The organism is Bradyrhizobium sp. NBAIM08 (genome assembly GCF_020193935.1).
Taxonomy (GTDB): Bacteria; Pseudomonadota; Alphaproteobacteria; order Rhizobiales; family Xanthobacteraceae; genus Bradyrhizobium; species Bradyrhizobium yuanmingense.
Window position 1 is genome coordinate 293,746 of sequence record NZ_JADYVR010000004.1, and the last position, 22,606, is coordinate 316,351.

The 22,606-nt window shown below is 65.5% G+C and carries 22 protein-coding genes; 8 read left to right on the forward strand and 14 right to left on the reverse strand.

From position 1 onward, the window contains the following. Positions 1 to 331 precede the first annotated feature (331 nt). Positions 332 to 2,083 carry an ABC transporter ATP-binding protein/permease gene (locus I6F37_RS16045; protein ID WP_225151895.1) on the forward strand — a complete coding sequence of 584 codons (1,752 nt, stop codon included), beginning with the start codon at positions 332 to 334 and terminating at the stop codon, positions 2,081 to 2,083. Positions 2,084 to 2,224: 141 nt separating this feature from the next. Here the strand turns inward: I6F37_RS16045 and I6F37_RS16050 are convergent, their stop codons facing one another. The 4 genes from I6F37_RS16050 to I6F37_RS16065 form a co-directional block, all read right to left on the reverse strand. Beyond that, positions 2,225 to 3,238, reverse strand: a complete 1,014-nt coding sequence (locus tag I6F37_RS16050) for a TorF family putative porin (RefSeq protein ID WP_036027050.1) — start codon at positions 3,236 to 3,238, stop codon at positions 2,225 to 2,227. A 451-nt stretch (positions 3,239 to 3,689) separates the two neighbouring features. Then, positions 3,690 to 4,049 carry a hypothetical protein gene (locus tag I6F37_RS16055; RefSeq protein ID WP_036039910.1) on the reverse strand — a complete coding sequence of 120 codons (360 nt, stop codon included), beginning with the start codon at positions 4,047 to 4,049 and terminating at the stop codon, positions 3,690 to 3,692. Positions 4,050 to 4,134: 85 nt separating this feature from the next. Continuing rightward, positions 4,135 to 5,457, reverse strand: coding sequence for a glycolate oxidase subunit GlcF (gene glcF / locus I6F37_RS16060; RefSeq protein ID WP_057027623.1), 1,323 nt, complete (start codon positions 5,455 to 5,457; stop codon positions 4,135 to 4,137). Next, positions 5,457 to 6,698: an FAD-binding protein gene (locus I6F37_RS16065; RefSeq protein WP_225151897.1), complete on the reverse strand. Its 1,242-nt coding sequence runs from the start codon at positions 6,696 to 6,698 to the stop codon at positions 5,457 to 5,459. Before I6F37_RS16065 ends, glcF begins: the two co-directional genes overlap by 1 nt. A gap of 149 nt (positions 6,699 to 6,847) precedes the next feature. Between I6F37_RS16065 and I6F37_RS16070 the strand changes: the two genes are divergently transcribed. Beyond that, positions 6,848 to 7,183, forward strand: coding sequence for a putative quinol monooxygenase (locus tag I6F37_RS16070; protein ID WP_225151899.1), 336 nt, complete (start codon positions 6,848 to 6,850; stop codon positions 7,181 to 7,183). A 78-nt stretch (positions 7,184 to 7,261) separates the two neighbouring features. Here I6F37_RS16070 and I6F37_RS16075 read toward each other — a convergent pair whose 3' ends face one another. The 5 genes from I6F37_RS16075 to I6F37_RS16095 all read right to left on the reverse strand — a co-directional run bounded on the left by I6F37_RS16075 (position 7,262) and on the right by I6F37_RS16095 (position 12,590). Beyond that, positions 7,262 to 8,068, reverse strand: coding sequence for an SDR family NAD(P)-dependent oxidoreductase (locus tag I6F37_RS16075; RefSeq protein ID WP_225151901.1), 807 nt, complete (start codon positions 8,066 to 8,068; stop codon positions 7,262 to 7,264). Between the two features lie 93 nt (positions 8,069 to 8,161). After that, positions 8,162 to 8,575: a DUF1850 domain-containing protein gene (locus tag I6F37_RS16080; protein ID WP_225151903.1), complete on the reverse strand. Its 414-nt coding sequence runs from the start codon at positions 8,573 to 8,575 to the stop codon at positions 8,162 to 8,164. Next, complete coding sequence (locus I6F37_RS16085) at positions 8,536 to 10,656, reverse strand: TRAP transporter permease (protein WP_225151906.1); 2,121 nt, start codon at positions 10,654 to 10,656, stop codon at positions 8,536 to 8,538. The genes I6F37_RS16080 and I6F37_RS16085 overlap by 40 nt, the downstream gene beginning before the upstream one ends. Positions 10,657 to 10,818: 162 nt before the next feature. After that, positions 10,819 to 11,766 (reverse strand): TAXI family TRAP transporter solute-binding subunit, encoded by a 948-nt coding sequence (locus I6F37_RS16090; protein ID WP_225151908.1) that lies wholly within the window; start codon positions 11,764 to 11,766, stop codon positions 10,819 to 10,821. 344 nt (positions 11,767 to 12,110) lie between these two features. Beyond that, the gene (locus I6F37_RS16095; protein ID WP_036014322.1) at positions 12,111 to 12,590 is read right to left on the reverse strand and encodes a hypothetical protein; all 480 of its coding nucleotides are present in this window, start codon (positions 12,588 to 12,590) and stop codon (positions 12,111 to 12,113) included. Between the two features lie 193 nt (positions 12,591 to 12,783). On the opposite strand from I6F37_RS16095, the gene I6F37_RS16100 reads away from it, so the two are divergent. Next, on the forward strand, positions 12,784 to 13,089 hold the full coding sequence (locus I6F37_RS16100; protein ID WP_225151909.1) for a hypothetical protein: 306 nt from the start codon (positions 12,784 to 12,786) through the stop codon (positions 13,087 to 13,089). A 167-nt stretch (positions 13,090 to 13,256) separates the two neighbouring features. Here I6F37_RS16100 and I6F37_RS16105 read toward each other — a convergent pair whose 3' ends face one another. Both I6F37_RS16105 and I6F37_RS16110 read right to left on the reverse strand, forming a co-directional pair. Next, positions 13,257 to 14,474: a hypothetical protein gene (locus I6F37_RS16105; RefSeq protein WP_225151911.1), complete on the reverse strand. Its 1,218-nt coding sequence runs from the start codon at positions 14,472 to 14,474 to the stop codon at positions 13,257 to 13,259. Between the two features lie 56 nt (positions 14,475 to 14,530). Next, entirely contained in the window at positions 14,531 to 15,157 is a 627-nt protein-coding gene (locus I6F37_RS16110) for a CoA pyrophosphatase (protein ID WP_225151913.1), read from the reverse strand. Between the two features lie 70 nt (positions 15,158 to 15,227). Here I6F37_RS16110 and I6F37_RS16115 point away from each other — a divergent pair, with 70 nt between their 5' ends. The 5 genes from I6F37_RS16115 to I6F37_RS16135 all read left to right on the forward strand — a co-directional run bounded on the left by I6F37_RS16115 (position 15,228) and on the right by I6F37_RS16135 (position 19,839). Continuing rightward, positions 15,228 to 15,653, forward strand: coding sequence for a PaaI family thioesterase (locus I6F37_RS16115; protein ID WP_036014328.1), 426 nt, complete (start codon positions 15,228 to 15,230; stop codon positions 15,651 to 15,653). A 297-nt stretch (positions 15,654 to 15,950) separates the two neighbouring features. Next, positions 15,951 to 16,961 carry an aldo/keto reductase gene (locus I6F37_RS16120; protein ID WP_225140507.1) on the forward strand — a complete coding sequence of 337 codons (1,011 nt, stop codon included), beginning with the start codon at positions 15,951 to 15,953 and terminating at the stop codon, positions 16,959 to 16,961. 12 nt (positions 16,962 to 16,973) lie between these two features. Further along, a complete protein-coding gene (locus I6F37_RS16125) occupies positions 16,974 to 18,287 on the forward strand; it encodes a tetratricopeptide repeat protein (RefSeq protein WP_225151915.1) in 1,314 nt (437 codons plus the stop codon). Positions 18,288 to 18,515: 228 nt separating this feature from the next. After that, a complete protein-coding gene (locus I6F37_RS16130) occupies positions 18,516 to 19,121 on the forward strand; it encodes a hypothetical protein (protein WP_225151917.1) in 606 nt (201 codons plus the stop codon). A gap of 415 nt (positions 19,122 to 19,536) precedes the next feature. Further along, the gene (locus I6F37_RS16135) at positions 19,537 to 19,839 is read left to right on the forward strand and encodes a hypothetical protein (RefSeq protein WP_036027019.1); all 303 of its coding nucleotides are present in this window, start codon (positions 19,537 to 19,539) and stop codon (positions 19,837 to 19,839) included. Between the two features lie 50 nt (positions 19,840 to 19,889). Here I6F37_RS16135 and I6F37_RS16140 read toward each other — a convergent pair whose 3' ends face one another. From I6F37_RS16140 to I6F37_RS16150, 3 genes are read right to left on the reverse strand one after another with little or no spacing between them, the layout of a single operon-like run. After that, positions 19,890 to 21,161, reverse strand: coding sequence for an NAD(P)/FAD-dependent oxidoreductase (locus I6F37_RS16140; RefSeq protein ID WP_225151919.1), 1,272 nt, complete (start codon positions 21,159 to 21,161; stop codon positions 19,890 to 19,892). 9 nt (positions 21,162 to 21,170) lie between these two features. After that, positions 21,171 to 21,878 carry a dihydrofolate reductase family protein gene (locus I6F37_RS16145; protein WP_225151921.1) on the reverse strand — a complete coding sequence of 236 codons (708 nt, stop codon included), beginning with the start codon at positions 21,876 to 21,878 and terminating at the stop codon, positions 21,171 to 21,173. A 19-nt stretch (positions 21,879 to 21,897) separates the two neighbouring features. Then, on the reverse strand, positions 21,898 to 22,560 hold the full coding sequence (locus tag I6F37_RS16150) for an FABP family protein (RefSeq protein ID WP_036014348.1): 663 nt from the start codon (positions 22,558 to 22,560) through the stop codon (positions 21,898 to 21,900). Positions 22,561 to 22,606: the final 46 nt, after the last annotated feature.

Consider the following 22,606-nt stretch of genomic DNA (forward strand, 5'->3'; position numbering starts at 1 on the left):
AGAAGGTTCGCGCATGGTCGATGCAGGCGCACCGGCATGGCGAAGCCCGGGGCGCCTTCGAAGACCACGCCGAACGAGAAAGCGATCGGCAGCCAGTTGCAGCCGCGGCGCGAAGTTCTCGCGCATCCGGCGGTTCCCGGCCGCTCACAAGGTCGCGAAATCCCGGAGCACCCTGCCCCGCACCGGCGGGCACCATGCTAGGGTTGCTGGCTGCGACAATCCAACGCAAATTGCAGAACTTGCGACTTTAGTCTAAGCGCGCCCATTTCCGCCATCGCCTCAGCTATTTGGCTCTGGGCATCGTGCACATCCCCTGAGGAGATCCAGCTCTGTGAACAACATCCGCGCCACGCTCGCGATCGTCTGGCGAATCGCCATCCCTTATTTCCGGTCAGAGGACAAATGGGCCGGCCGCGGCCTGCTCGGCGCGGTGATCGTGATCGAACTGCTGCTGGTCGCCATCGATGTGCTCGTGAACCAATGGTACAGCCGCTTCTACAACTATCTCCAGGAGCGCGACTGGAACGGCTTCGTCTGGGAGCTGGGCGTCTTCACATTGCTCGCGAGCGCCAGCGTCGCGCTTTCCGTCTACCAGCTCTATCTCAATCAGTGGCTCCAGATTCGCTGGCGGCAATGGCTGACACGTCACTATCTGGGCGAATGGCTGAATAGCGCGACCCACTATCGGATGCAGCTCAAGGGCGATGCGGCCGACAACCCGGACCAACGCATCACCGACGACGTCAGGAGTTTCGTCGAGCAGACTCTCAATATCGGCATCGGGCTGCTCTCCTCGATCGTCACGCTGCTCTCGTTCGTGGTCATTCTGTGGGGGCTGTCGAACGCGGCACCGCTGCATATCTCCGGCCTCGACTTTCCCATCCCCGGCTATTTGGTGTGGGCGGCGCTCGTCTACGCGATCTTCGGCACCGCGCTCACGCACTGGATCGGTTCGCCTCTGGTCAATCTCAATTTCGAGCAGCAGCGCTACGAGGCCGACTTCCGCTTCAACCTCGTCCGCGTGCGCGAGAACTCCGAACAGATCGCACTGCTCAAGGGCGAAGGCGCCGAACGCGAACGACTGCTGCACCGCTACGGCTATGTCGTCGGCAATTGGTACGCGATCATGAGCCGGACCAAGCGTCTGACTGCTTTCACGGCGAGCTATTCCCAAGCCGCCGTGATCTTCCCCTTCATCCTCACCGCGCCTGCCTATTTTGCCGGTAAGATTCAACTTGGAGGGATGGTGCAGACCGGCTCCGCCTTCGGCAGCGTGCAGAAGGCCCTGTCCTTCTTCGTGAGCGCCTACCGATCCCTGGCCGAATGGCGTGCGGTGGTTGCCCGTCTCGATGGCTTCGAGATGTCGGTCGCCTCGGCGGTCAATCTGCCGGCACATGAGCCTGCCATCGCGCTGGAGGTCGCCGGCCGCCATATCGACCTCGAGCAGCTCTGCGTGAACCTGCCCAACGGCACGCCGCTGGTGGCCGCCAAGGCCTTCACCATTCAGGCCTCGGAGCGCGTGCTGGTGACCGGACCGTCCGGCTCCGGCAAGTCCACGCTGTTCCGGGCCATCGCCGGCATCTGGCCGTTCGGCACCGGCACGGTTGTGGTCCCGGAAAAGGCAAAGCTGATGATGCTGCCGCAGCGGCCCTATTTCTCGGTCGGTGTGTTGCGCGATGCCGTGATCTATCCGGCAGCGCCGGGCGCGTTCGACGCCGCGCAGGTCCGCGAGGCCCTGATCGCGGTCGGGCTGCCCGATCTCGCCGAGCGGCTGGACGAGGACGGCCACTGGAACAGGATGCTCTCGCTCGGCGAGCAGCAACGTCTCGGGCTAGCGCGCGCGCTGCTGCATGCGCCCGACTATCTGTTCCTGGACGAAGCCACCGCCTCGCTCGACGAGCCGTCGGAAGCCCGGCTCTACCGGCTGCTGGCGGAGAGACTGCCGCAGGCCACCATCGTCTCGATCGGCCACCGCTCGACGCTCGATGCCTTCCACACCCGCAAGGTGGCGCTGGTGAAGGACGGTGCGATCCACGTCGTCGGCGGCGAGCGGACTGCGGCGGAGCCGAGCGCCGCGCGCTGAGGCGAGCGCTGGGTAGCCGCTGATCATCAAGTTCGAGTCGTCACTCCATACACGCGTCAAGCCCGGCCATGACGGCGTGGAGAAAAGCAAAAGGGCGGCAGGTTGCCCTGCCGCCCTCGCGAAGTCGTTTCGGAAAGAAGCTTACTTCAGATTGCTCATCGCCGTCAGGTCGAACGAGAGCTTGGCCACGCCGGCCGCGCTGCACCAGTTGGAGCCGAAGCCGCCCGGGTTGATGGGGGTGAAGCTTCCGGTGAACTTCGCGGTGTGATCGCTGGTCAAGGCGTTGCAGTCGCCCTTGTTCAGGTCGGTGTCGTGATAACGCAGATCGAGCGTGAACACCTTGTAGGTGAAGCCGACGCCGACGTTCCAAGTGTTATAGCTCGGCTCCTTGATGCCGTTCGCATAAACCGGATCGCCCGCGATGCCGTAGAAGATGTCGGAAGTGCCGAACCACTGCCGGCCGAACTCACCCGACACGTACATGCCGACGCCGCTGGCACCGAAGATTGTGCTCGGGGCGGTCCACTTGGCCGTGATCGAGGCGTAATTGCCCCAGGCGCCGAGGTTCAGGAAGTTCGGCGAGTAGTACTCGTTGAAGCCGACCGTCCACTGGTCGTTGATGACGACGTTCAGCTTGGCGTAGGCTTCGAAGAAGCTGGCGTCCTTCTTGGCGAAGTTGCCGTTGATCGGAAGGCCGATTGCCCCCTGCGAGTAATCGATGTCGCCGCCACAATTGCCCTGAGCCAATGTGTACTGCGAGCCGAAGCATTGTCCGCCCGGATAGAGGTAGCCCCAGAGACCGAAGTCGAAGGCGAACATGCCGAAGGTCGGGCGGATACCGCCGTAGAAGTCGACTTCCGCCGCAGCGCGGTTCGGGAAGGAGATGCTCGAGGCGGACGTACCGACGTAGAGCTGCAAGTCCTTGGTGACGTTGTAGCGAGGCTCGAAATAGGCCGTGACGGCCGGCTTATGGTTCGACTGGGTGATGCCGCGGAAGACGTAATCGCTCATGATGCCGCCGCCGAAGGCGATATCCCAAGGATCGAACGCCGGGGGCGGCGGAGCCTTCAATGCCTTCACGCGCAGATCTGCCGCGAACGCCGAACCCGTCGTCACCATTGCCAGCGCCGTTGCCAACAAAGCCACTTTTTTCATTTCGATCCCCATCTACCCGTTCTTACTTAGCAGTCGCCCCCGGAAGCCCCCCGGGGCATGCGGCCTACCTGCAAAATTGCGTCACTGCGGCAATTTGGATCGATGGACAGGAACCGTGAAGCAAAAAGCACGGGCATCTGCCGACTTTTTAGGCGTTTTGACGAATTCACGAAAGGTTGTCAGGCTGTGTGGCTTCTCGATCACATTATTTGCATTCCAAGGTGCAGTGCAGACCCGTGTAAACCCGGGGATCGCCAGGCGGCGTGACACCTTCGCTACGAATCAGGGTGGGCCCGGAGCGCCAGCCGCCAAGGCGGCTTTCCGCGATGCAAAAAGGCCGCAGCACCGGGGTGCCGCGGCCTTCTCGTTACAATCCCAAGTAACAATCCCAAGTAACAATCCCGAGTAACAGTCCCGAGTGACAGTCCGAAGGCGCTGAGAGACCGCCTTCCTACCCCTGCCCCTCGGCCGGCGCCGCTTCCGCAGAAGACGAAGGCATCGCCCAGCTTGTCTCGGCGGGCGCGGGAGTCTCCGCCGGTGCCGACGGCTTCGGAGCAGGCGCTGCCTTCGCCTTCTTCGGTGCCGCCTTCTTCGCGGCCTTCTTCGGAGCAGCCTTCTTGGCCGCCGACTTCTTTGCGGTCGTCTTGGCAGCCTTCTTCGGGGCGGCCTTCTTGGCAGATTTCTTGGCAGACTTCTTGGCGGTCTTCTTGGCCGCCTTCTTCTTCGTCGCCTTCTTCGCGGACTTCTTCGCCGCTACGGCCTTCTTGGCCTTTTTGGCCTTCTTGCTTTTCTTCTTCTTCGCTTTCGCCATCGTGGTCCTCCTGTTGCCGCCGAACAATGCTTGATCGGGCGTCTTCAGTCGTCACCTCGGGAGGACAGTTCGGGCTCCTGAAAGCTCAAACCTGCGCGTTCAGTGCCGGCCGCGCCCCGCCCGTCGCCCAATCGAGAAGCTCAATCGTGTGTACGACCGGAACTGACGTGCCACTGGCAATCTGCACCATGCAGCCGATATTGCCCGCGGCAATCATGTCCGGCTTGACGCTCGCGATGTTGGCGACCTTGCGATCACGCAACCGACCCGCAAGCTCGGGCTGGAGAATGTTGTAGGTCCCCGCCGAACCGCAACACAAATGGCTCTCGGGCACATCTTTCACCACGAATCCATTCTTGGAAAGCAATTCTTTCGGAAGGCCTGTGATTTTCTGTCCATGCTGCAACGAACACGCGGAGTGATAGGCGACGACGATGTCGTCCGCTCGCGCCGCCGTCGCAAGCTCGAGGCCGGCGACGTATTCGGTGATGTCCTTGGCAAGCGCCGAGACCCTCGCAGCATCGGCCGCGCACGCTGTGTCCTCGCGCAGGAGATAGCCGTAATCCTTGATCACCGTGCCGCAGCCGGAGGTCGTCACCAGGATGGCATCGAGCCCCTCGCCGGCCATTTCCTTCCGCCACGCCGCGACGTTGGCGCGAGCCCGTGCCAGCGCATCCTCGTCGTTGCCGAGGTGATGGGTCAGCGCGCCACAGCACTGCTCGTCCCTGACAAGGACGACCTCGATGCCGTGGCGGGTCAGGAGACTGATGGCGGCCTGGTTGATGCGCGGCGCCAGCACCTGCTGGGCGCAGCCCTGGAGCAGTGCCACACGGCCGCGCTTCTTGCCCAGCGCCGCGAACACGCTGCCGGCGGCGGGCCCTGCGGGCGGCAGCCGGTCCGGCGCCAGCGCCAGCATCGCCTTGATGCGCTGGATCAAGCCCGGCGTCGCCGCAGGCCGGGGTGTCGGCAGCAAGACGCCGAGCGGACGGGCGAGCCGCGCCAGCCACATACTGACGCGAAAGCGCTGCGGGTCCGGCAGGACGAAGGCCAGCACCTGGCGCAGCAGCCGCTCGGTCAGCGGCCGCCGATAGCGCTGCTCGATTTGCACCCGGGCCTGGTCGACCAGGTGCATGTAGTTCACGCCCGAGGGGCAGGTCGTCATGCAGGCAAGGCACGACAGGCAACGGTCGATATGCTTGACCACGTCGGCGGTCGGCGCCTGGTCCTTCTCCAGCATCTCCTTGATCAGATAGATGCGGCCGCGCGGGCTATCGAGCTCGTCGCCGAGCAGCACATAGGTCGGGCAGGTTGCGGTGCAGAAGCCGCAATGGACGCAGGCGCGCAGGATCTTGTCGGCTTCCGCGATATCGGGGTCGGCGAGCTGCGCGAGTGAGAATTCGGTCTTCATCAGCCAGCGCTCCGCGTGAGCCGCCCCCGGTTGAGAATGGTCTTCGGATCGAAGCTGGCGCGCACCCGCTCGCTCAGCGCGGCAATGCCAGGTGCCTGCGGATGGAACACGTCGACCTCGCGCCTGATATCCTCGGCGGCCCGGATCAGCGTGGCATGCCCGCCGACGGAATTGGCGTGGGCACGCACGGCCGGGGCATGCGCGTCCGGCTTCGGCGGAAGCGCCGCCCAGATCAGCCCGCCGCCCCAATCGTAGATCACATCGCCGCCCGTCTCGCGCGCCAGCTGCGAGCCTAGCGCGGCGCCCGAGGCCGGCGGGCAGACGATCCGCCAGACCGGCCAGGCGCCGAGCGCGCCGCTCGCCGCGAACGGCAGCACGTCGCGGATCGCGCTCCACAAGGCCGCGGATGCCACGTCCTCGATCAGCGTCGCGGTTCCAAACGGCGCAAGCAATTGGCGCAGCGAGCCGGCGCGGTGCGCAGCGGACGCGGTGATGCCCTCGAGCCGCAGCACGGTCAGCGCCTCGGCCTCGCCTTGGCCCGCAATGTCGCCCAGCCCCTCGGTCCCGGCCCTGAACGCCGATTTCGGCAGATGCGCGGCGGCGGAGACGTCGAAAGCCGAGCCCAGCGCCGCAGTCATGGCCTTGTTGGCGGCGGCATCATCTAAACCGCGCAGCAACAGCGTCCGCTCGGCCTCGGGCTTGGGCATCACCTTGAGCGTGACCTCGGTCATCACCGACAGCGTGCCCCAGGACCCCGCCAGCAGCTTGCAGAGGTCGTAGCCGGTGACGTTCTTCACCACCTTGCCGCCGGTCTTGAAGCTGTCGCCGAAACCCGAGACGGCATGCGCGCCGAGCAGGTGGTCGCGCGCTCCGCCCGCCCGGATCCGCCGCGGCCCGGCGAGCCCTGCCGCGATCATGCCGCCGATGGTGCCTGTTGCCGGCGTGCCGAGCAGCGGGGCGGTGTTTACAGGCTCGAAGGCGAATTGCTGGTTCTTGGCGTCGATCAGCGCCAGCACGTCGGCCAGCGGCGCGCCGGCCTGGAGCGTGATGATGAGCTCGCTCGGCTCGTAGGCGGTGACGGCATTGAGCGCGGAGACGTCGAGCACGGCGTTGGTCGCCATGGCGTGGCCGATGCCGCGCTTGCCGCCATGGCCGATGATCTCGAGCGGCTGCTCGCTCGCGATCGCCGCGCGCACCACCTCTTCGACGTCTTTGGCGTCTCTGACCTTGAGCGTATCCACGGGAAAAGGCGGTAGCGAAAATCGCGCAGGAAATCAATTCGACCCGCGACGGAACGCTGGGCCGCGGCGACATTCGCACTACGATCTTCATCGAACCATTGCCGCCCGGAGCCGCGCTATCGAATGGAGCATTCTCAAGGAGCTCCATCATGACCGAACAGGCAATGAATCAAGAGGCCGGCCACCCGGCCATCGGCGGCGGACTTCTCGTCGTGGCGCAATGGGAAGCAAAGGCCGAAGAGGCCGACCGCATTGCCGAAATCCTGCGCGGCTTCCTCCCTCAGGCGCAGCGCGAGCCAGGCGTCAAGCTGTTCCTGATCTCGCGCGCCAAGGACAATCCGGCCCAGTTCCTGTTCTACGAGTTGTTCCGCGACGAAGACGCCTTTAGGGCGCACCAGGAGAGCGCGCATTTCAAGAGCTACATCGCGGAACAGGCGCTGCCGCTGCTGACCAGGCGCGAACGCGCGCAATACGCCCTGCTGTGAATGATCTGCTTCCTCCTTGCGAGCCAGGGCGATCGCCTATGACTCGCAGCGGCGGGCTGCGTGCAAGCTGGGGTTGGATCAAGCCCCGGCCTTGCACGTGATCCCGCCGTCGACGACGAGCTCGACGCCCGTCACGTATTTCGACTCGTCCGAGGCCAGGAACAGCGCGGCGTTGGCGACGTCGAATGCATCGCCCATATGGCCCATCGGCACCTGGGCGTCGCGCGCGCGCCACATCGCCTCGACATCGCCCTTGGCGTAGCTGGCGGCGAGGCCGGCGGAGTGCTCGACCATCGGCGTCTTCATCAGGCCGGGCAGGATCGCGTTGATCCGGACGTGATGGCGCGCGAACTCGATCGCGGTGGTGCGCGTCATCTGGTTCATCGCCGCTTTCGAGGCGCCGTAGGTGACGTAGGAGATGCCCATGTGGCGGATCGAGGCGATCGAGGAGATGTTGATGATCGAGCCGCCGCCCTGCTTCACCATGACGGGAACGACGTGCTTCATGGCGAGATAGGCGCTCTTGAGGTTGACGCTGAAGACGCGGTCCCAGCTTTCTTCGCTCACCTCGACGACACTGCCCATCTCGGCGATGCCGACATTGTTGTCGAGCACGTCGATGCGGCCATAGGCCTTGAGGCACGCCGCGACCATCGCCTCGATCTCGGCAGGCCGCGACACGTCGGCCGTGAACGCAATCGCCTTGCCGCCCTCGCCGCTGATGATCCTGGCGGTCTCCTCGGCCGCGGCACCGTTGCGATCGACGCAGAACACCTGCGCGCCCTCGCGCGCAAAGGTCACCGCGGTCGCCTTGCCGTTACCCCAGCCTGGACCGATCGAGCCGGCCCCCACCACCATCGCAACCTTGCCCTTGAGCCGATCCATCGCGTGTCTCCCGTGTTGTTGTTCTTGTAGCCCGGATGGAGCGCAGCGCAATCCGGGGCAGTGGTCCCGGATTACGCTTCCGCTCCATCCGGGCTACGGTTCTTTGCAGACGCTCAACGTGGTGACGTTAGCACCAATGGGATGCCCGACAATCTCCGACAATGTCCAGCACGTCCCGTCATGGCACAGCCGCCATTCTCCGGCCGCGCCGGAATTGCCGAGCACCAATTCCGGCATCGGCGCACGCTGCGGCCGCCATTGAAACCAGCCGTCGACCAGCCGCGCCTCGGCCGGCGGCTCCATGCCGGGGCCGGTGCCCTTGACGCGGGCTTGCACCAGCTCGAGGCCTGATGGCGTGAGGCGCCAGTCTTCCTGCCATTCGACCTTCGCGATCGAATGCGTCCAGACAAGCGTGAACGCGGACAGCGTCAGCGCTTTCACGCCGCCCGCTGTCGCAAGACAGAGGCTCACACCGCCTCGACCGGCGCCGGCGGACGCTGCCGCCATTGCCACAGCACCAGCGCGGCGGCGAGCACGAAGCCCGCAGTATCGCTGAAGGGGAATTCGCCGAGCAGGCAGAACGCGGCGCCGAGCGCGACCAGGCGCTCGACCAGCGTCAGCCGCGTGAACAGGAAGCCGATCGCGGCCATGCCGAACAGGCCGATCGCCACCAGCGCCTTCAAGCTCGCCAGCGCCACCGCGCCGTAGAAGCCGAGCTTGGCCGCCATGGGATCGCCGGCCTGCAGCATCAAGGCCGGCGAATAGACGAAGATGAAGGGAATGACGTAGCCGGCGAGCGCGATGCGCATCGCCTCCCAGCCGATCTTGTCCGGGTTCTCCTTGGCGATCGGCGCCGCCGCAAGCGCGGCGAGCGCCACCGGCGGCGAGAGGTCGGCCATGATGCCGTAATAGAATGCGAACATGTGGCTCGCGATCAAGGGCACGCCGAGCTTGGCCAGCGCGGGAGCTGCGAGCGCGGCGGTGATGATGTAGGTCGGGATGGTCGGAATGCCGGTGCCGAGCAGGATCGACAGCAGCATGGTCATGACCAGCGCCAGGAACAGGCTCTTCTCGCCGAGCCCGATCACCCAGCCGCCGAAAATGGTGCCGACGCCGGTCTGCGACATCATGCCGATGATGACGCCGACGATCGCGCAGGCCATGCCGACGGTGATGGCGGATTTCGCGCTCTCGGCCAGCGCATCGCGGCAGGCGCGCAACGCCGCAAAGCCGCCGCGCACGAACGCCGTGATCACGATCAGGCCGACCACGACGGTCGCGACCGGCACGATCTGGAGGCCGTCGCGCGACAATGCCGCGACGACGAGCGCGAGCCCGACCCAGAAGATGGTCCGGATCACGTTCGAGGAGGCGCCCGTCGTGATGGCGGTACCGAGGATCAGCGCCACCGTCAGCGCAAGGCCCATGCTGCCGGCATAGAGCGGCGTAAAACCCTCGAACAGCATGTAGACCAGCGCCGCGAGCGGCAGCACGAGGTACCAGCGCGTCACCAGCGCCTTCCAGGCGCTCGGGATCTCCGAGCGCTTCATGCCGACCAGGCCGTGCTTGCCGGCTTCCAAATGCACCATCCAGAACGCGGAGGCGAAATAGAGGATCGCGGGGATCGCGGCGGCCTTGACGATCTCCGAATATTGCACGCCGAGCGTCTCGGCCATGATGAAGGCGACCGCCCCCATCACCGGCGGCATGATCTGGCCGCCCATCGAGGCCGTCGCCTCGACGCCGGCTGCGAAGGCGCGGCGGTAGCCGAACCTGATCATCAAGGGAATCGTGAACTGGCCGACGGTGACGACGTTGGCGACGCCCGAGCCGGAGATGGTCCCCATCATGCCCGAGGCGAACACCGCGACCTTGGCAGGTCCACCGCGGGTGCGGCCGAACAGGCCGAGCGAGACGTCGGTGAACAGCTGGATCATGCCGGCGCGCTCCAGGAACGAGCCGAACAGGATGAACAGGAAGATGTAGGTCGCGGAGACGTAGACCGGCACGCCGTAAAAGCCTTCGGTGCCGAACGACAAATGCGTGACGATCTGGTCGAAATCATAGCCGCGATGGTTGAGCGGCGACGGCAGGTACTGACCGAAGAACCAATAGACGAGACACGCACCGCACATCAGCGGCAGCGCCGCGCCCATCAGCCGCCGCGTGCCCTCGAAGATCAGCACCGCGAGTAGGGTGCCGACGGCGAGATCGAGCCTGGTCGGATCGCCATCGCGCGCGATCAGGTCGGCATAGAAGATCCATTGGTAGAGACCGCAGTAGAAGCCGGCGGCGCCGATCGCCCAGCCCAGCGCACGGCCGAAATTGCTCTTCGCGGTGAAGTTGGCGATCAGGCCGAAGGTCAGCAGCAGCAGGAATCCGACATGGACGCCGCGCACCACCTGGCTCGGCAGATAGTTGAAGGCGGCGACGTAGAGCTGGAAGATCGCGAACGCGATGCCGATCCAGTAGGCGAGCCGGCCCCACCAGCCCGGGCCGAAGCCTTCTGGGAAGCCATGCTCGAAATTGTCGAACTCGACCTTGACCTTGTCGGGCGCGATCTCAGTCCCCTCTGCCTTTTCCAGCATCTCAGCCTATCCCCAATCGTCGAGCGCTTGTAGCATTGGCACGGTATGTCCCGAGCCGTCATGCCCGGGCTTGTCCCGGGCATCCACGAAACTTCCATGCACAGCCGCAGAACGTGGATGGCCGGGACAAGCCCGGCCATGACGTCCGACGACAGGAGCTGATTACTTGATCAGCCCCTGTTCCTTGTAATAGCGGATCGCGCCGGGGTGCAGCGGGACCGGGCTGCCGGTGGCGGCGGTCTCGAGCTTGATCTCCTTGCCGGCCGCGTGCGCAGTGACGAGTTCGGGCAGCGATTCATAGACCAGCTTGGTCATCTGATAGGCGAGATCGTCCGAGACGGCGGAGCTGGTGACCAGATAATTGATCACGGCCGCAGTCGGCACGTCCTTGTCCTGGCCGGTATAGGTGTTGGCCGGAATAGTCGCCGCCACGAAGGGCGGGCCGATCTTGTCGACGGTCTCCTTCGGCACCGACACCACCGTGATCGGGCTCGAGGTCGAGAGGTCCTTCAGCGAGGCGACACCGAGCCCGGCCGATTGCAGCGTGGCGTTGAGCTGCCGGTTCTTCATGAGATCGACGGATTCGGCGAACGGCAGATATTCGACCTTGCCGAGCTCCTTGTAGCTCATGCCGGCAGCGGCCAGGATCGCGCGGGAGTTCAGCTCGGTGCCCGACTTCGGTGCACCGACCGACAGGCTCTTGCCCTTGAGATCGGCGAGCGTCTTGATGCCGCTGTCGGCAGTCGCGACGATCTGGATGTAGTTCGGGTAGATCGCGCCGATGGTGCGGAGCTTGTCGAGCTTGGTCTTGAAGCCCGCCTCCTCCTCGCCCTCCCAGGCGGCTTTCAGCGAGTCGCCCAGCGTGAACGCCAGCTCGCCGCGGCCCTGCTGCAGCAGGATCAGGTTCTCGACCGACGCCTTGGTGGCCTGCACCTGCGTCTTCACGTTCGGAATCTTGTCGCCGTAGATCTTTCCGATCGCGACCCCGAGCGGATAGTAGACGCCCGAGGTGCCGCCGGTCAGCACGTTGATGAAGGATTGCGCCTGGGCGCAAGGTGCCGACGCCGCCAGAGCCAGAGCCGCGGCCGCGCCGAAAATCGTCCGTTTCATGGTTGTTGTTCTCCCCAAACCGGCGGCGAAATTGGCCGGATGAGGGATGCGGGTCAACCCATCCAAAAGGCAAAACAGGACTGCGGCAAAGGGCCGTTCCCGCTGGGTTTTTGGGAACCGGACGGTGCGGCGAGGTGGCGCAGCGGGACTGGAGTCGCGTTAGGTCCGAGTCGGAGCGGCTTGCTCGGTCACCTCTCCCGCTTGCGGGAGAGGTCGCGCCGAAGGCGCGGGTGAGGGTTTTCTCCTCTAGGAGATTGTCCCGATGCGGAGACACCTCTCCCCAGCCCTCCCCCGTAGGCGGGGCAGGGAGCGCACCGTCTACGCAGTGGCTATCGAGCGCTCGCTCACTGGAACGTCATGTCCAGGCATTTTGAGATGTCGGAGCCGAGGCCGGAGGAGATGGTAATGCAGCCGCGCACCTTCTGCGCGCCGACGTCGGCGGCCCAGACCGAATAGCCGCCGGGGCCGAAGAACGAATTGGTGTTCGGCGGCTCGGTCTCGGTGGCGTCGAAATCGTACTTGCCGTCGGTCTCGAAAATGCGCGGTTTCTTGGTGCAGCCGCCGTCGGTCTGGACGTTGATGACTTCCTTGTTGTCGCGGGTCAGCGCCAGGGAGACCTGGCAGCGGAAATATTCCGAGGTCCTGGTGTTGAAGAGATAGGTGTAGGACTTGCAGGTCGCCGTGTTCAGCTTGCCCGGGGCAAGGCCGCGGCTGCACGAAATCCGCTGGTTGTGGCTGAGCCGGTAGTCATCGGCTTGGGCGGCCGGCGCCAGCGCCGTGAGCAACAGCGCGGCAGCCGAGCAGGCTTTGACGACAAGGTTCATTCGAATCATCCCCACCAATATTTTTGTCGAGTTGCGTTCTAAACGGAAAGCGGAACATAGTCGCGAGGGGACGGAGGGAAAATCACAAACTGCTGGGCAAGACGTGATGCGCTGCGGCGCTATCGCAAGTTGACCGGGACGCATCGTTCGTGATTTGTTCAATCATGGAATGTCCCGATCTTGGGAGGATGGGATGACGGCATTTTCAATCAAGATATTTGCACTCGCAGCCGCGCTCGGCGCATTGGTAGCGCCCGCATTGGCGCAAACCGCAGCGACGCCCTGGGAGCTGAAGACCGACACCGGCTACGCCTACGACAGGGAGGGCAAGACCTATTCCTACAAGATGGGCACCAGCAACGCCGGCGAGCTCTTGAAGGGCGCCAAGAAGGTGCCCAAGGGCACGCTGTTCTTCATCGGCCAGAACGGCCAGCTCTACATGCGCACCGGCCCGTATCTGGAGGGTGACGGCAAGTTCAAGTTCGGGCCGGATCAGTAAGCGGAGAAGGCGGGCGGCTGCCCCGCCACTTACTCGGTGTCATCGTCCGCGAAGGCGGACGATCCAGTATTCCAGAGCCCTTGTGGTTGAATCGAGAGGCCGCGGCGTACTGGATGCCCCGCCTTCGCGTGGCATGACAGCGGAAAATGCGGCAAGAGCGAGCGCTCCTAGAACGCCCCTGCCAATTCCCTTGCGCCGGGTTTGCCGCTGTTCACGTCCATGCGCTCGTCCGTCACGGCCAGCAGCTTCGCCACCGTGTTGTGGCGGATCGCGACTGGGTTGCGCTCATAGCCGCCGCGCTGGAAGAAATTCGAGGTCGGCACCCGCTCGCGCATCGCTTGCGGCATCGTCACCATGTCGAGGCCGGTGCCGTCGCCGGTGAGGTTCATCATCTCGAGCTCGGCCGCCGACAGCGGGCGCGAGTGTCCCTTGGCGCGGGCGAAATGCACCGAAGTCAGCAGCTTGTGGGTCTGCAGCATCGGTCCGATGTCAACGTCGAGCACCATCGCATGCATGGCCCAGCCCTGCGGGGTGGCGCCCATCTTCTCGTGCTCCGACCAGGTATCGGGCACCGACTTCGCGTGCGCCACCATCTTCTTCAGGACAGTGAGCTTGTGCTCGAGCGCATGCCGCGCCGGTCCAGATGTGCGCGTCACCTTCTCGGACAGCGCGCGGATCAGTTCATGGCCCTGCTCGGCGAGCAGCTCGACGCTGTTGGTGGTGAGCAGCTGGTTGTAGCCCATCGCGGTCGAGATCGCGCGCTTGCCGCCATGCTCGATGCCCGCCTGCACGTCGTAACTGCCGGTGCCGCCGGTCTCGAACGAATAGACCCGCACCGCCTGCTCGCGCGTCAGGCCATGGGCCAGAGCGTAGCGCGCATAGGCGCGCTTGAACTCGAGCTCGCTGGACGGGCGTTGCGGCGTGAACTGGTAGAGTTCCTGCGCCGCACGCAGGAAATCGGCGACCACGGGGATCGGTCTTCTCGCGGGGCGATCCGGCGTTTCCTCCGGCTCCGGATTCACCGGCTTCTTCGGCCCGGTATAGAGCGGCGGATGCTCCAGCACGTAGTCATCGAGCGTGATCTGCTGCCCATTGCGCCGCTTGGCGTTGCGGGTCTTCCGCTTCTCGGAGATTTGGCTCCAATAGGCGCCGGCCTCGGCATCGAAGGCGGCGCGCGCGGCCTGGTATTCCGCGAGCTTGCGGCGATATTCGAGCACGGCGGGCGAAGCGCCCCCGCCTTGTGCGAAAAACTGCGACAGCAGCTGGGCGTTGGCATTGCGAACGGCGGGCGACAGCGCGTCGGCCTCGGCGCCGCGCGCCGCAGGCGAGATCAGGACGAGCGCGAGCGGAACCAGCGCCAATTTATTTCGAATCGAATGATGCATGCTGCCTTCTTAGCAGGCATCCGGTAACCGTCGCGTTAACGCGCCGTTTACCATCGTCACGTCCAGGCGAATACCGGCTGTTCCAGGTCGGTGACGCGGGTGTGCCGCCCCGCCAGCACCTCGCGGAACTGGTAGATCAGCGCCGCGGTCGGGGCATGGATCAGGCTCATCTGATGATGGAAGCGGATCACGCGGCGGTTGCTCTCGGGGATCTCAGTGAAATCGAAGGCATCGTCGCGCTCGATCGTGGCCAGCGCGATGCGATGAACGGAGGCGACCTCGTCCGGGTTCGGGCGGATCGCAGCACTATCGGCCGCCCAGACCACGACCGGCGTGATCAGATAGCCCGAGCGCGTCGGATAATCGTCGAGCAGGCCGAGCACCGCATCGGCTGACAGCGCGAGTGCGAGCTCTTCGTCGAGCTCGCGCAGCGCCGCCTCGACCGGCGTCTCGCCGGCATCGCAGCGTCCGCCGGGCAGCGCCCATTGGCCGCGATGGGCGCGCAGGTGCGAGGCGCGCCTGGTGAGCAGGAAGGCGGTGTCGCCACCGTCGTCGGATTCGGTCAGCGCCAGCACCACCGCGGCGCGCTTCAGCGCCGGCGGCTCGGCTGTGTCGGGCAGCCGCGCGAAGGCCGCGCAGGCCTCTGCGATATTCCGTCTGGTGGCATCGTCGAACGTTCTCATGATGCTTGACTACACCAGGACCGCATCTGATGAAACGAGGAGACATCGCGTTGCAAGGACGAACGACGACATGACCAGCAAGGCCGCGGCAAGGTTGAAATCAGAGGGCTGGAGCATCCTGGAGACCACGGGCTTCCTGCATCTGATCGGCCCGTTGTGGGAGCGCAAGGTCGACGGCCATTACGAGTTCGCGCTCGCGACCGAGGACAAGCACCACAACCGCCGCGGCATGGTCCAGGGCGGCGTGATGATGACGTTCGCCGATCGCACCTGCGGCATGACGGCCCGTTACGTCTCCGGCAAGGAGTACTTGGCGACGGTGCAGCTCGACACCCATTTCGTCGAGGCCGGCCAGATCGGCGACACCCTGATCTCCCGCCCGCGCGTGGTGCGCTCGACCCGCAGCCTGATCTTCATGAGCACCGAGGTGACCGTGGACGACCGCTGCATCGTGATGGCGAACGGCGTGTTCAAGATCTTGAAGGGGCCGGGGTAGCGGGCGATCAGGCCGGCGCTGCTGCGCGCCACACCCGCAGCCGTCATTCCCCGCGAAGGCGGGAAATCCAGTACGTCGCGGCCCCTCGATCGATCACGACTGTCTCGGCGTACTGGATCGCCCGCCTTCGCGGGCGATGACACTGAATGTGAGGCGCAAACGTGCCCCACCGTCATTGCGAGCGCAGCGAAGCAATCCAGCATCCCTCCGCGGACACATCTCTGGATTGCTTCGCTGCGCTCGCAATGACGGACTTTGCTGGCTATGCTGCCGTCCACCAACATCGAGGACTCGCCCATGCAATACCGCCAGCTCGGCCGCAGCGGCCTCAAGGTCTCGCCGATTTGCCTGGGCACCATGATGTTCGGCGGGCCGACCGATGAGGCCACGTCGAAGCGGATCATCGACAAGGCACGCGATTCCGGGATCAATTTCATCGACACAGCGGACGCTTATTCCAAAGGCGCCTCCGAGGAGGTCGTCGGCCGCGCCATCGCGCGCAATCGTGGTGCCTGGGTGCTTGCCACAAAGCTCGCAAACCCCATGGGGGACGATCCCAATCGCGGCGGGCTGTCGCGGCGCTGGGTGTTGCAGGCGGCGGACGAGAGCTTGATGCGGCTCGGCACCGATCACATCGACATCTACTATCTGCACAAGGAAGACCATGCCACGCCGTTGGAGGAGACGGTGCGCGCCATGAGCGACCTGATCCACGCCGGCAAGGTGCGCTATTTCGGCGTCTCCAACTACCGCGCCTGGCGCGTCGCCGAGATCTGCAACATCTGCGACCGACTCGGCATCGACCGGCCCGCGGTGAGCCAGCCTTATTACAACGCCATGAACCGCATGCCGGAGGTCGAGCACTTTCCGGCCTGCGCCTATTACGGTCTCGGCATCGTGCCCTATAGCCCGCTTGCGCGCGGCGTGCTCACCGGCAAGTACAGGGTGGATGCAGCGCCCGACAAGGAGACGCGCGCGGGGCGCAACGACACCCGCATGATGCAGACCGAATGGCGGCCGGAATCGCTCCAGCTTGCGCAGGAGATCAAGGCTCACGCCGAGAAGAAAGGCATCACCGCCGGCCAGTTCGCGGTCGGCTGGGTGCTCAACTCCGCCTTCGTCTCGTCGGTGATCGCCGGTCCCCGCACCGAGGAGCAATGGGACGGCTACATCAGCGCGCTCGATTATCGTTTCACCGCGGAGGACGAGGCGCTGATCGACCGCCTGGTGACGCCAGGCCATCCCTCGACGCCAGGCTACAATGATCCGGCCTATCCGATCGAAGGCCGCCGCGCGCGGACGGCGTGAGGGGGGCCTTCGATGGCGCTTCAAGACCGCTACGGCCTACCGCTCTCCACCACCTCGCACGAGGCAGCATCCGCCTATCGCGACGGCGTCGACCTCATGCTCGCGGGCTGGACCGGCACGGCGGAGATGCTGGAGCGCGCGATCGCGGCCGACCCTGATTTCGCGCTGGCCCACATCGCCCGCGGCCGCGTTCATGCCTTCTACCAGCAGGGCGATCTCGCGCGGCAAAAGGCGGCACGCGCGCGCGAGCTCGTGGCCGGGCGCGGCAGCGAGCGCGAGCGCTCGCATGTCGAGACGCTGGCGCTCGCGATCGAGGGCCGGCTGCCGGAGGCGATCGCATCGACGCTGAAGCATATCGACGCATGGCCCCGCGACGCATTGGTGCTGTCGCTGCCGCTTGGCGCGTTCGGCCTGTTCGCCTTCTCAGGCATGGCCGATCACGACCGCGCCCGGCACGAGCTCTGCGAACGCGTCGCCCCACATTACGGCGAGGACTGGTGGTTCCTCACCATGTCCGGCTGGGCGATGACGGAGAATGGCGACGTCGCGCGCGGCCGCGCCGTCACCGAGCGCGGCTTCAATCTGCGCCGGGAAAATGCCCACGCCGCGCACGCGGTGCTGCATGCGATGTTCGAGGATGGATCGACCGAGGACGCCGATCGTCTCGTCGACGAATGGCTGCCGGCTTATGACCGCTCCGGAATCCTCCACGGCCATATCCGTTGGCATCAGGCGCTCGGCGCGCTCGAGCATGGCGATGCGGCGCGGGCGCTCGCGATCTATGCCGACGTGCTTCGGCCCACTGCCACGCAGGCGCCGCCGCTCAACGTCATCACCGACAGCGCTTCGCTGCTGTGGCGCCTGTCGATGTACGGTCATGCGGTACCGAAGGCGCTGTGGCAGGAAGCCGACGCCGCCGCGCAAAAACTGTTTCCGAAATCGAGTCTGTCCTTTGCCGACGTCCACATGGCGCTATTCGCAGCCGCGACGCAGAATCGCGAAGCGCTCGCCGCCCGCCTTGCGGCGATCGAGCAGCGGCTGGCCGACGGCAAGCTGCCGGCGGGCCCTGTGGTGCCGGCGATCTTCCGCGCACTCGCGGCTTTCGCCGATGAGGATTACCGGACTTGCGTGCAGATGCTCGCGCCGGTGCTCGGCGAGGTGGTGCGCATCGGCGGCAGCCACGCCCAGCGCGAGCTGATCGAGGACACCTATATCGTCGCGCTCATGCGCAGCGGTGAGCTGCCCCGCGCCCGCGCCGTGCTGGACGCCCGCCTCCACCGCCGCCCCTCCTTCCGCGACACGCGCTGGCAGGCGGCAATGGGTTAGGTTATTGTTTGAGCAGATTTTTTCGGAAAACCGCTACGCACTTTTTCGGATCATGCTCCGCCACGAAAAAAACACCGCCCTGATGGCATGTGGCCGCCGGGACGGATCGGGCGATTTGGACGAATCGCCCTCGGGGTTGACGCGGTGATATTCCAGACGGGATTTGCAGCACAAACGGGATCGCAACCAACTTGCGGCTCGATGGCTATGGTGCGGAACTCTTCCGCCATGGCCCCCTGGCTCATGAGCCCGACGACGCGCCTTCGCCGATTGGTCCTCGCCGCGTTGCTCGTGATCGCGGCAAGTCCTTGTTTTGCCGAGACTTCCAAACCCGTTCCGGTCACCAATCAGCCCGCGCAGCCGAACGCCTTCATCGATCTCCTGGCGCTGATGTCCGGCCACTGCAAGACGTTCAGGGTCGCGGGCCGCACTTTCCCGTGCAAGACGGTGGCCTATGCCCATGGCGACACGGGCCGGGTCAATTTCGCCGTCGCGGTCGACGATCCCTCCGATGACAGCCACGTGGTGTCGTTCTCCGGCGAGAACGGCAAGCGCGCCGACGACAATTCCTACGAGCTGCGGATCGACCGCGTGCTGCTCAACTCCAAGAACCGCCCCAAGGTCGACGGCCTGCCCGTGCCCGCCGAGCAGACCTCGACCGGCATCTGCCGGCAAACCGGCAACTTCGCCGCCAGAAAGGTGAACGACGTCACCTGCTCGGCGACCGATAGCGAGGGCCGCAAATACGAGCTGCTGTTCGTCTCCGACGGCACCCCGGTCAGCGTGCGCCGCATTCGTCAGTCGGCCCCGTCGATCCAGGACCCGTTCAAGTAGGTCCGTGTCCGCTGGCGTCAACGTGTACGATCGCGCTGATGCCACGGCGCCCTGGCACTGCGCTCAGCTATCACGGTCGTACATTCATCGCAGACAAGGACGCGATCCTCGCTGCGCTCTCCGAGCGACACCGCTTTCCTAATCCGCATCCGTGACAGTTGCGAAAATCTACATGCGCCACTCTCGTGTCCCGGACTCGCACCGCATCGTCGAAGAGAAGCTGCGCCGCGTTCGGGGCGCGAGTCGCAGGCCATGCCTCTTCATGCGACGATAGATCGCGCGGCCTTCGCTCGTTCACAAACGTTAACGTGCGTTCATCGGGGAACTGAAAATCTGCGTCGTTTCGACGCCCGCAGTGGCTGGAACGCGCGGGATACTCATGTGTTGTCACACGACCTTCAACTGGAGTGATGACATGAAATATCTCATTGCCGCGATCGCCCTTGGTGCTGCGGCGTTGGCCGGTGGATCGGCGAGCGCGGCCGGCAATACAAGTGCCAAGCAGACCGCGCAGGAAAGCCAGACCACCGACATCAGCGCGCACCGCAGGCATTACCGCCACCATCATCATTGGCGGCATCATCACGGCTATTACCGGCCGTATTACAGGAGCTACGGCTATTACCCGCGGCACCACGGCTATTACGGCGGCGGGCCCTACGGCTATTACGGCGGAGGCCCCGGCGTGACGTTCAGCTTCGGCGGCGGACGCTGGTAAGATCTGGAGACACACGCGACGAGAGGCCCGCATCAGATGCGGGCCTCTTTTCATTGTCCCCGAAGGATCATGTTCGCCGTCTCCAGGCCGCTCGCCAGTGCCGCCTCGACCGTGCCCATGTCGCGGCCGCGATAGAGCGCTTCGCCGGAAAACAGCACCAAGCCGTCGCCACGCGCGAGGATCGCCTGTGCCGCTCGGGTGCGCGGCGTCGCCCACGAATAGGCGCCGCGCGCGAACGGATCATGCGCCCAGTTGGTCGCGGCGGACGCCACCAGCTCGCGCGCGATGTGATCGCGCGGCAGGCCGAAGATCGCGGCGAGCGAGCCGAGCCCGGCATCGATCAATGCTCGCGCGTCGAGGCTTTCCAGCTCCGCCGTGCGCGGGCCGCCGAACCAGCCCGTCAGCACGGGATGCTGGTCCGGATAGCGCGTCCACCAGACCGGGATCGCCTCGTCCGAGAGCAGGAATGTCATGTCCGCAAGGTCTTCCTTGCGCTCGCGCCACCATGGCCGCGCGAAGCGCAGCAGGATCTTGATGACGTTGCCAAAGCCGATGTCGTCGACAGCAGCCAGCTTGGCACGCGCGCCTGCCGGTAGCGCGATCTCGCGCAGCAGCGGCAGCGGCACGGTGAGGATCATGCGGTCGCAGGCGTGCACGTCGCCGCCGGCGCAGCGAACGATCACCGCGCCGCCCTCCTCCGCAATCGCCGACACGACGCTGCCGAGGCGGATGGTGACGCCGTGCCTGCGGCAGTCGGCCGCCATCACGTCGATCATCGCGCCGTAGCCGCCTTCGATGCGCGCCTGCGGAGCGTGCCCGCCGTCCATCCATTCCGCGCGCAGCGCCAGCGTGGAGGCGCGTTCGGGATCGGCCGCGTCATAGCCTTCGACCATCCGCTCGATCGAATGGCGCAGCGGCGCGTAATTGTCGCCTGCAAAATGCCGGCGCAGGAAGTCGGCGACCGTGAGGTCGTCCTTCAAGTCCGCCAGCTTGGCCTGAAGCTCCGCTTCATGGGGATCGTCGCGCTCGCGCGTGAGCTTCGTCCCGTCAAAGCGCCACTGCTCGCCTTCGATCTCCTGAAGCGACAGGCCGGCTTCGCGCAGCAATGCGCGTGTGACCGGCGCCTCGCCATGGACGAACTCGGCGCCGCCGTCGGCGGCATAGCCGAACTGCGAGGCCGGCAGCGGATGAATGCGGCCGCCGCAGCGCTGGTGCGCCTCCAGGATCGTCACCTTGCGCCCCGCACGCGCCAGCTCGCGCGCCGCCATCAGGCCGGCCGCGCCGGCGCCGACGATGACGATGTGCTCGGACGGATCGGACATGGCCGCGCCTTACCGGCTCACGGCTTGCGGGTCGTTCTGGATCAGATAGCGCAGCAGCAGGACGCCGCCGCCGAGCTCGCGCGTGCTCTCCAGCGTCATCGCGGCGATCGGCGCGCGCCGGTCGCTGTCCGCCTCGGTGGAATCGAACACGAAGGGGGCGCCTTTTGCGCCGTCGATCGCGGGGCTGAGGATCAGGTTGAATTCGTCGATGAGGCCGGCGCGCAGGAACGCGCCGTTGGCGACGCCGCCGCCCTCGACCAGCAGGCGCTTCACGCCGAGCTCGCGGCTGAGAATGTCCAGCGTCAGTGCGAGGTCGATCTCGGATTTGCCGGCAAAGATGTAGGACACGCCCTCGCCGCGGAGGCCAGCGAGATGCGAATCCGGGACATTCTCGGTCAGCACGACGACGATCGGATCGCCGCCGATCTCCGCGCGCCCCCAGCCGATCTTGCCCTCTGCATCGAGCACGACGCCGTAGGTCTTTGCATCGCGCCGGGCGAACCAGTTTTCGCGCGGAACTTTCGCGTCTGTCGGGGGATAGGGCCTGCCCTTGGCGAACTCCGAACCCGTGACGCGGCCGATCACCCAGGCATCGCCGCCGAGCTCATCGTGGATCTTCTCGAACCAGTCCGTGCCCGCGCCCTTCGGACGCCAGCGGCTGGGATGCGTGCGGCCGTCGAGGCTGGAGTGCATCAGGCAGATGACGTGGGGCTTCATGCAATCCTCCGGGCAGCACTCAGGCCGCGGATCCACCGCGCGCGGCACGATCGTTCACGATCGCCGCCAGCGGATTGAGCCTGGGTGGCGCTATGAGCTGGAGCGTGTTGGTGTCGTGGTGATTGAACGGCGCGCCGCGCACGAACAACTCGGTCTGGATCAGATAGGTCCAGCTGCGGTCGTCGTTGAAGGTGATGTCGCAGCGGTAAGCATCGGTGCGAAAGGCCTGCTCCAGAAAATCGGTCGAGCAGATCCCGTAGGCGGTGTCGCCGCGCTTGGCGGTGACCGAGATCGTCTTGTCGTCGGGCCCGGCCTTGCCCGAGGCCAGCAGCACCTGCCCGCGCGGGATCGCCAGGGTCTGCATGATCAGCCCGGTCGCCGGCTCCCACAGCCAGTAGCCGACCTGGTCGTGGAAGGTAATGTCTTCCTCGGGCGTGTTGATGTGGATGTGGTACCGCAGCCCGTACAACAGCTGCGGCCCGTTGGCCTGCGGATCGATCGGATCCATGCGGATGTGCTCGATGAAGGTCCGCCGCTCCGGCCCTTCCGCCTTCGGATTGATGTCGATGCCCTTGTCCGCCTGCCAGGTGCCGGCAAGACGCCGAAGCGGGCCGAGATTGGCCAGGCCGTCGGGCGAGACGTCCTCGGGTTCGGTGAAGATATCGGCGGGAATGGGGAGCATGGCGGCCTCGCGGGGGTGCAGAGACCAGCCATAACACGGGCAGGCG

Coding starts and splice junctions, on each gene's coding strand:
- I6F37_RS16050 (WP_036027050.1), bottom strand. CDS start 3,238: ATGAAAAAAGTGGCTTTGTTGGCAACGGCGCTGGCAATGGTGACGACG.
- I6F37_RS16055 (WP_036039910.1), bottom strand. CDS start 4,049: ATGGCGAAAGCGAAGAAGAAGAAAAGCAAGAAGGCCAAAAAGGCCAAG.
- glcF (WP_057027623.1), bottom strand. CDS start 5,457: ATGAAGACCGAATTCTCACTCGCGCAGCTCGCCGACCCCGATATCGCG.
- I6F37_RS16070 (WP_225151899.1), top strand. CDS start 6,848: ATGACCGAACAGGCAATGAATCAAGAGGCCGGCCACCCGGCCATCGGC.
- I6F37_RS16075 (WP_225151901.1), bottom strand. CDS start 8,068: ATGGATCGGCTCAAGGGCAAGGTTGCGATGGTGGTGGGGGCCGGCTCG.
- I6F37_RS16080 (WP_225151903.1), bottom strand. CDS start 8,575: ATGGCGGCAGCGTCCGCCGGCGCCGGTCGAGGCGGTGTGAGCCTCTGT.
- I6F37_RS16085 (WP_225151906.1), bottom strand. CDS start 10,656: ATGCTGGAAAAGGCAGAGGGGACTGAGATCGCGCCCGACAAGGTCAAG.
- I6F37_RS16090 (WP_225151908.1), bottom strand. CDS start 11,766: ATGAAACGGACGATTTTCGGCGCGGCCGCGGCTCTGGCTCTGGCGGCG.
- I6F37_RS16095 (WP_036014322.1), bottom strand. CDS start 12,590: ATGAACCTTGTCGTCAAAGCCTGCTCGGCTGCCGCGCTGTTGCTCACG.
- I6F37_RS16100 (WP_225151909.1), top strand. CDS start 12,784: ATGACGGCATTTTCAATCAAGATATTTGCACTCGCAGCCGCGCTCGGC.
- I6F37_RS16105 (WP_225151911.1), bottom strand. CDS start 14,474: ATGCATCATTCGATTCGAAATAAATTGGCGCTGGTTCCGCTCGCGCTC.
- I6F37_RS16110 (WP_225151913.1), bottom strand. CDS start 15,157: ATGAGAACGTTCGACGATGCCACCAGACGGAATATCGCAGAGGCCTGC.
- I6F37_RS16115 (WP_036014328.1), top strand. CDS start 15,228: ATGACCAGCAAGGCCGCGGCAAGGTTGAAATCAGAGGGCTGGAGCATC.
- I6F37_RS16120 (WP_225140507.1), top strand. CDS start 15,951: ATGCAATACCGCCAGCTCGGCCGCAGCGGCCTCAAGGTCTCGCCGATT.
- I6F37_RS16125 (WP_225151915.1), top strand. CDS start 16,974: ATGGCGCTTCAAGACCGCTACGGCCTACCGCTCTCCACCACCTCGCAC.
- I6F37_RS16130 (WP_225151917.1), top strand. CDS start 18,516: ATGGCCCCCTGGCTCATGAGCCCGACGACGCGCCTTCGCCGATTGGTC.
- I6F37_RS16135 (WP_036027019.1), top strand. CDS start 19,537: ATGAAATATCTCATTGCCGCGATCGCCCTTGGTGCTGCGGCGTTGGCC.
- I6F37_RS16140 (WP_225151919.1), bottom strand. CDS start 21,161: ATGTCCGATCCGTCCGAGCACATCGTCATCGTCGGCGCCGGCGCGGCC.
- I6F37_RS16145 (WP_225151921.1), bottom strand. CDS start 21,878: ATGAAGCCCCACGTCATCTGCCTGATGCACTCCAGCCTCGACGGCCGC.
- I6F37_RS16150 (WP_036014348.1), bottom strand. CDS start 22,560: ATGCTCCCCATTCCCGCCGATATCTTCACCGAACCCGAGGACGTCTCG.